The following is a 6,347-nucleotide window of genomic DNA, read 5'->3' on the forward strand; positions in this document are numbered from 1 at the left end:
CAAATCTGACAGAGGCCGGGAGAAACGCGTGGCGCCGTCAAGACTGATCATTTTCGATTGCGACGGCGTTCTCGTCGACAGCGAGCCACTGGCCGCCAAGGCCTATGAACGTGTCTACGACAAGCATGGCATGCCGGGCGTTCACGGCGGTATCATCGCCCAGTGCGTCGGCATGAAGCAGGCCGACATCATCGTCAGGATCAAGGAATTGACCGGCCATCAGTTTCCCGCGACGGCCGACGGCGATATCTGGGCCGAGACTAAAGCCCTGTTTTCGCAGGAATTGAAGCCGACACCGGGAATCACCGCATTCCTGGAAACGCTCGAGGGCGGCAGTTGCGTTGCCTCGTCGTCCTCCGTCGAGCGCATCAACCACAGCCTGGCCATCACCGGACTGGCGCGGTTCTTCGGCGATGCGATCTACAGCTCCTCGATGGTCAAGAACGGCAAGCCGGCGCCGGACATTTTCCTGTTCGCCGCTGCGAAGATGGGCGCCAACCCGGCGGACTGCATCGTCATCGAGGATTCACCTTTCGGCATCCAGGGCGCGGTCGCCGCCGGCATGACCGCGATCGGCTATATCGGTGGCGGACATACTTATGCCGAGCATGCCGCTCGGCTGACTGCGGCCGGTGCCGATTTCATCTGCGCCGACTGGCATGAAGTTAGCCGGCAATTGGCTAGGCTTGGTGTGCCGGCCTAGCGAGCGGGTAGTCCAAGGCGCGCCCATTCGCCAGGCGGAATCACAGCTCCGACACGGAAGTCGAAGGACAAGACCCTGGTCGCGTCGCTGTCGACCTCGCAGCGGAAGCCCAGATGGAACCACGTGGTTGAGGTACGGAAAGCAACGTCAGGGGCGTCAAGAACATTGCCGGCCTTCAGCGGAACACTTGGGATCAAAATGGGAAAATAGGAGGCGTCCAGCAATTGCTGCTGCAACGCGCTGGCGCAAAGTTTGGCACCACGCTGACCGCGAGGCACGCCACCCATCGAGGTCGTGGCCAGCGCGTCACCCGTAGCGCCCTGCGAGTAAAGCTTGCGAACGCCCGGAAGGCCTGAATACCTGCGCGATGCGGCGCTGGCTACGTCAGTGGAACCTGGGCTTCCGGCGCCCCCGTTTCGGGACTTCGCAACCTTTGAAGAGCTGGGCTTCGGTGTATTTGTCGGTTTAGGCTCCGGCTTCGCAGCCGACGTTGGAAGCTCGACCTCACCGTCTCCGTCTATGGCCAGCGGCGTTGGTGCCGCGCCTGTCTGCTTGGCGGAGTCCTGCACTCCTGCCTGTTGTTTGGCGGCCTGCTGCTTATCTGCGTCCTGGGTCAGAGTTGCCTGCTTCTCCTGCGCGGGCTCGGTGTCCTTCGCGTCGGTTACCGGCTTTTCGCCGGCCTCAGCTGAATCCGCCGGCTTCTCGGTGCCTGCCGGCACGTCGGATTGGGTCTCGGCAGGCTTCTGCACGACCGGCGGCTTCGGATCCTCATCCTTGGTCGGCGACGGCGAACTGTCTTGAGCGCTGGCCCCATCCAGGGACTTCCGGGGGCCCGCATCCTTGTCGCCGAACTGAAAAACAGGCTTCAGCACCTCGATTGGCGGAGGCTTCCGAGGTTGCGGAGCCGGCTTTTCAACTTTCTGCTCAGGCGGTTTTTCAACCTTCGGTTCCGGTGGCTTAGGGGACGGTACAGGGGCAGGTTTCGATTTTGGCTGATCGGGCGGGGGCACGAGCGCAACATTGACCGGCTCCTCCTCCTGCGGCTGTTGGCGAGGCGTGGGCAGGCCATAGATCAGGAGCCCCGCGACAAGCGCATGCAGGATCAGCGATGCGGGGATACCCCACAGCAAATTCCGACGCCGCTCTCCTGTCTCGCCCTTCATCCTGACCGATGTGGAATGAAATGGCGGCGGCTTCAAGCATAAGCATTGGATTGGCGCAATTTGGCCGCTGACAGGTTGGTGATCTGGATCACCGCGGGCAAGGCCGTGTTACCGAGGCGCCGGCGCGACATCGAGCAAGATGCGATCATTGCCGCTGCTCACGGCGAGGCTGGGTGCGGCCCTTTTCGCCGAAACCGCCAAGCAGGTCCAGCATCATCAAAAGGCTGGTCCCGCCGCCGGGATCAGCCAGCCGCATTTTATGCGCAGGCGCGCCTGCGCCCCGTTCTCCAGCACAACCGGATCGGGCTGCTCGAAATGCAAGGTGAGGTCGGGATCGGCCTTGGGCGTGAATTCGATGCGCGCCGCGCCGCCTTGGTAGACCGCCCGCTTGACGAGACCGTCGAAGCCCGAGGCATCGGCCGAAATCTCGATGTCGGCGGAGCGGCAGCAGATCCTGGCGCCGGCCCGCGGCCGCTCGCCACGCCGGCAGCGGACCACCAGCTCGCTTCCGAGTACCCGGACCTTGCAATGGCCACTTTCCTCGCCCGTCAGCACGTCCGCCGGCAGCAGGATGCCTTGCGAAATGAAGGAAGCGACCATTTCATTTGCCGGCTCATGATAGAGGTCGCGCGGCCTCGCAAGCTGCGCCAGGCGTCCACGATCCATCACCGCGATGCGGTCGGCCAGCGCCATCGCCTCGGTCTGGTCATGGGTAATGTAGACGATGGTCGTGCCCGTCCGCTTGTGGAAGGCGGCGAACTCGTCCTCCATCGAGGCCCTGAGATGCACGTCGAGATTGGCGAGCGGCTCGTCGAACAGCACCAGCGAGGGTGTCGCCACCAGGCAACGCGCCAATGCCACGCGCTGGCGTTGGCCGCCGGAAAGATTGGCCGGCCTGCGCTCACCCAGGCCCTGCAGATTGACCAAGGCAAGCGCGTCTTCCACTTTTTGGCGCGCAACCGCCTTGTCGAGTTTGGCCACCTTCAGCGAATAGCCGATGTTCTCGGCAACACTCATGTGCGGCCACAGGGCGTAATTCTGGAAGACGATGCCGACGCGCCGCTTTTCCGGCGCGATGCTGCCGCCGCTGTTCGAAACGACGTCGCCGCCGATGCGGATTTCGCCCGAGGTCACTTTCTCGAAACCGGCGATCAGCCGCAGCAACGTCGTCTTGCCGCAGCCGGAAGGTCCGAGCACCGCCAGAAACTCGCCGTCAGCGACATCGATCGAGACATCCTTCACGGCATCGAAATCGGCGAAGCTCTTGGTCACGTGGTCCAGGGTCAGTCGCGCCATGGCAGAACTCCGCTCGGAAGATGAGGGGCAAGTAGGTTGGTCACCAGCATCAGCGCGAAGGTGACGGCGACCGTGACGACGGACATCGCCGCCGCGTAGTTGGAATCGCCGCCCTGCTCGAAGGAAAACATCACCACGCCGACGGTCTCCGAACCCGAGGACCACAACAATGCCGAGACCGTGAGTTCACTGAGCGCCGTCATGAAGATCAGCAGGCCGCCGGCAATTGCCGCCGGCGCGACCAGCGGAAAGATGATGGTGCGCATGCGCGTGAACAGGCCGGCGCCCGCCACCTGCGCTGCCTCCTCCAGTGCCCGGTCGATCTGGTGATAGCCGCTGATGGTGGGCCGCAGCGCCAGCACCAGGAAGCGGGCGAGATAGGCATAGAGGATGATCCAGACAGTGTTGTAGAGCTGAATGCCGGTCAGCGGGATCGGCCGCAGGAACAAGAGCAGCGAAGCGATCGCCAGCACCACGCCGGGCAAGGCGTAGGGCAGTTCTACCGACAGATTGAGCAGCCGCACCCAGCGCTGCTTGCCCCAGGCGATCAGGTAACCCACCGGCACGGCAACGATGACGGCGAAGAACGCTGCGGCGATCGACAGCCAGAAGCTGTTGAAGAAGGCGCGATTGGCGGCATCATGCTCGAACAGCACGAAACGGTAATTGTCGAGCGTCGCCGTATTGGCGGTGAGCGCAATGCCATAGCCCGGCACCAGCGAGGTCAGCACCAGCCCTAACAGCGGCAGGACCAGCACCAATACGATGAGCAGCCACATGCCGGCCTGGACGACCGGCCGCCAGCGGCCCAGTTCATAAGGTTCGGCCGGCATTGATGTCGAAGAGATGCGGTAGTCGCGGCGGCGGCTCATCACCTCCTGGGCGAGGATGCCGGCCATGGCGATGATGCCGATCAGCACGGACAGGAACGCGGTCTCGCCGAGCACCGCCGGACCGCCGCCGGCCAACTTCTGATAGATGAGGGTCGGCAGCACCAGGTAGTTGGCGGGAATGCCGAGAAAGGCCGGAATGCCGAAATTGCCGACGCAGGAAACGAAGGCAAGTGCTGCCGCCGCCATGATGGAGGGCGTCATCAAGGGCAGCACGATGGTGGCTAGTACGGTGAACCAGTTTGCACCGCCGGCACGCGCGGCTTCGACCAGTTCGCGCGGCAGCTTGCGCAGGCCGGCCCGCACCAGCAGGAAGACCAGCGGCCCGTATTGTACGCCAAGCAGGAGGATGATGCCCGAGGTCGAATAGAGCGGGTTCTTCGTGCCGAGCGGGGGAGCCGCCCCGAAAAGCTTGAGGAACGGGCTCGCCGGGCCGAACAGTTGCAGCCAGGCCAGTGCCGTCACCTGCGGCGCGATCATCAGCGGCATGACGTAGCAGAGCACCAGGGCGCTTCGGCAGCGTATGTCGGTCAGCGAGACAAGCACGGCCACCAGTGTTCCCGAAAGCACCGCCAGAAGCGTGCCGCCGATGCCGACGACCAGCGTGTGCCACGTCGCGATCCAGGTTGTCGGACTTCTCAGCCCGGCTTCCACGGCCGTGGTCGACAAGATGCCGCCGGGCGCCACGATCTCCTTGACGAGGCGTAGCATGGGCAACATCGAAAGCAGGACGATGACGACGGCCGCCGCCGCCGTCAGGACCATTTCCTGGCCACGGCTTTCCCTGATGCGTGTCGGCATGATTGCGTTTCCTGGGGTCCATGCGACCGGGTGCGGTTCATTTCGGCGCAATTCCGGACGGAAAACGCTTCGCACTTTTCCTGGAATTGCTCTGGCGAAGCGAGCGGGATGCCGCTGCCGGCACCCCGCCGCGATCGACGGTTCAGCCGCCGAACAGTTCCTGGAATTTCGCCTTGTCGGCGTCGGTCTTGGCGACGATCGCCTTGGTGTCGAACTTCATCACCTTGACCTTGACGCCTTCCGGCAGCCAGTCGGGACGGCCGACCGAGGCGCGTGCCGGCAGGTAGCCCATAGACAGCGCCAGCTTCTGGCCCTCATCGGACAGAATGAAGTCGACGAACTTCCTGGCGCCATCGACGTTCTTGGTGGTCTTCATGATGGCGACCGGCTCGGTCACGGCAGGTACGCCTTCGCTGGGGAACACGAACTCGACCGGCGAGCCCTTCTTCTTGGCGTTCATCGCCATGAAATCGACGAGGATGCCATAGGGCTTCTCGCCCGAAGCCACCGACTTCAGCACCGCGCCATTGCCGCGCACGCTGACGGTGTTGTTGGTCTTCAGCTTCTGGAAGAAATCCCAGCCATAGTTGGTATCGCCGGCGAAGCCCGAAAGCAGGTAGGCGGCCGCACCCGAATAGAGCGGGCTTGGCATGACCAGGCCATCGGCATAAGCCGGCTTGGCGAGATCGGCCCAATGCTGCGGCTTTTCGGCGGCGGCGGTGTTGTAGACGATGCCGGTGGTGATCAGCTTGCTGCCGAAATAGGTCTTGTCGGCATCATAGGCATCCGCGTCGACCCCGTCGAGCTTTGCCTCGGGATAGGCCATCAGCCTGTCGTCCTTCTTCAGCAGTTCCATCGAGACCGCGTCGGCGATGAGCAGCACGTCGGGCTGCGGGCTGCCTGCGGCGAACTCGGCCGCCATCTTGGTCAGGATGTCGCTGGTTCCGGAGCGATAGATGGTGACGTCGATGCCGGGCTGCGCCTTCTTGAAGGCATCCACGGTCTTGGCCGCGTCCGCTTCCGGCTGGGATGTGTAGAGCGTCAGTGTTTCGGCATTTGCCACGCCGGCGAACAAAGTTGCCGCGAGCGCCAGCTGGCTGGCCAACAGCTTGATGAATAGCGTCTTCATGAGACCTCCTGTCCTGTCTGTGCATGACCGGTCTGGCCCCTGACCAGCACCCCGTCTCTTCCTCCCTGCACGGCGCATATGACTGGTGGATGACACAGCGCATCGAGGCTTGGATCAAGATGAGATCAGGACCACCTTCTCGCGCGAGAGGCGCGTCGACGCCCAACAGGCGCTTTGTGCAAGGCTCCGCCGGGATGAATGTGGGCGGGAGGTCATCCGATAAAGCCGGAGATCGGTGCTAGACCAGCATGCCCATCGGGTTTTCGATCAGCTTCTTGAAGGCGACCAGCAACTCCGCCCCAAGCGCGCCGTCGACGGCGCGATGGTCGGTCGACAGCGTCACCGACATCACGGTGGCTATTTTG

General features: G+C 63.4%; 6 protein-coding genes. 1 reads left to right on the forward strand and 5 read right to left on the reverse strand.

Annotation, left to right across the window (positions count from 1 at the left end; genetic code table 11):
* The first annotated feature begins 28 nt into the window (after window positions 1-28).
* On the forward strand, window positions 29-703 hold the full coding sequence (locus O7A70_RS03490; RefSeq protein ID WP_337139008.1) for an HAD family hydrolase: 675 nt from the start codon (window positions 29-31) through the stop codon (window positions 701-703).
* On the opposite strand, the gene O7A70_RS03495 is transcribed toward O7A70_RS03490, so the two are convergent.
* The 5 genes from O7A70_RS03495 to O7A70_RS03515 form a co-directional block, all read right to left on the reverse strand.
* Window positions 700-1,866 carry a DUF930 domain-containing protein gene (locus tag O7A70_RS03495; protein ID WP_337139009.1) on the reverse strand — a complete coding sequence of 389 codons (1,167 nt, stop codon included), beginning with the start codon at window positions 1,864-1,866 and terminating at the stop codon, window positions 700-702. The genes O7A70_RS03490 and O7A70_RS03495 overlap by 4 nt on opposite strands.
* A 216-nt stretch (window positions 1,867-2,082) precedes the next feature.
* Entirely contained in the window at window positions 2,083-3,162 is a 1,080-nt protein-coding gene (locus O7A70_RS03500) for an ABC transporter ATP-binding protein (protein ID WP_337139010.1), read from the reverse strand.
* Window positions 3,150-4,853, reverse strand: a complete 1,704-nt coding sequence (locus tag O7A70_RS03505; protein ID WP_337139011.1) for an ABC transporter permease — start codon at window positions 4,851-4,853, stop codon at window positions 3,150-3,152. Before O7A70_RS03505 ends, O7A70_RS03500 begins: the two co-directional genes overlap by 13 nt.
* A 142-nt stretch (window positions 4,854-4,995) precedes the next feature.
* The gene (locus O7A70_RS03510) at window positions 4,996-5,982 is read right to left on the reverse strand and encodes an ABC transporter substrate-binding protein (protein WP_337139012.1); all 987 of its coding nucleotides are present in this window, start codon (window positions 5,980-5,982) and stop codon (window positions 4,996-4,998) included.
* A 238-nt stretch (window positions 5,983-6,220) separates the two neighbouring features.
* Window positions 6,221-6,347: 2-oxo acid dehydrogenase subunit E2 (locus O7A70_RS03515; protein WP_337139036.1), on the reverse strand; the 127-nt coding region annotated here is incomplete at its 5' end.

Source organism: Mesorhizobium sp. Cs1299R1N1 (genome assembly GCF_037179655.1).
In the GTDB taxonomy this organism is placed as follows: domain Bacteria; phylum Pseudomonadota; class Alphaproteobacteria; order Rhizobiales; family Rhizobiaceae; genus Mesorhizobium; species Mesorhizobium salmacidum.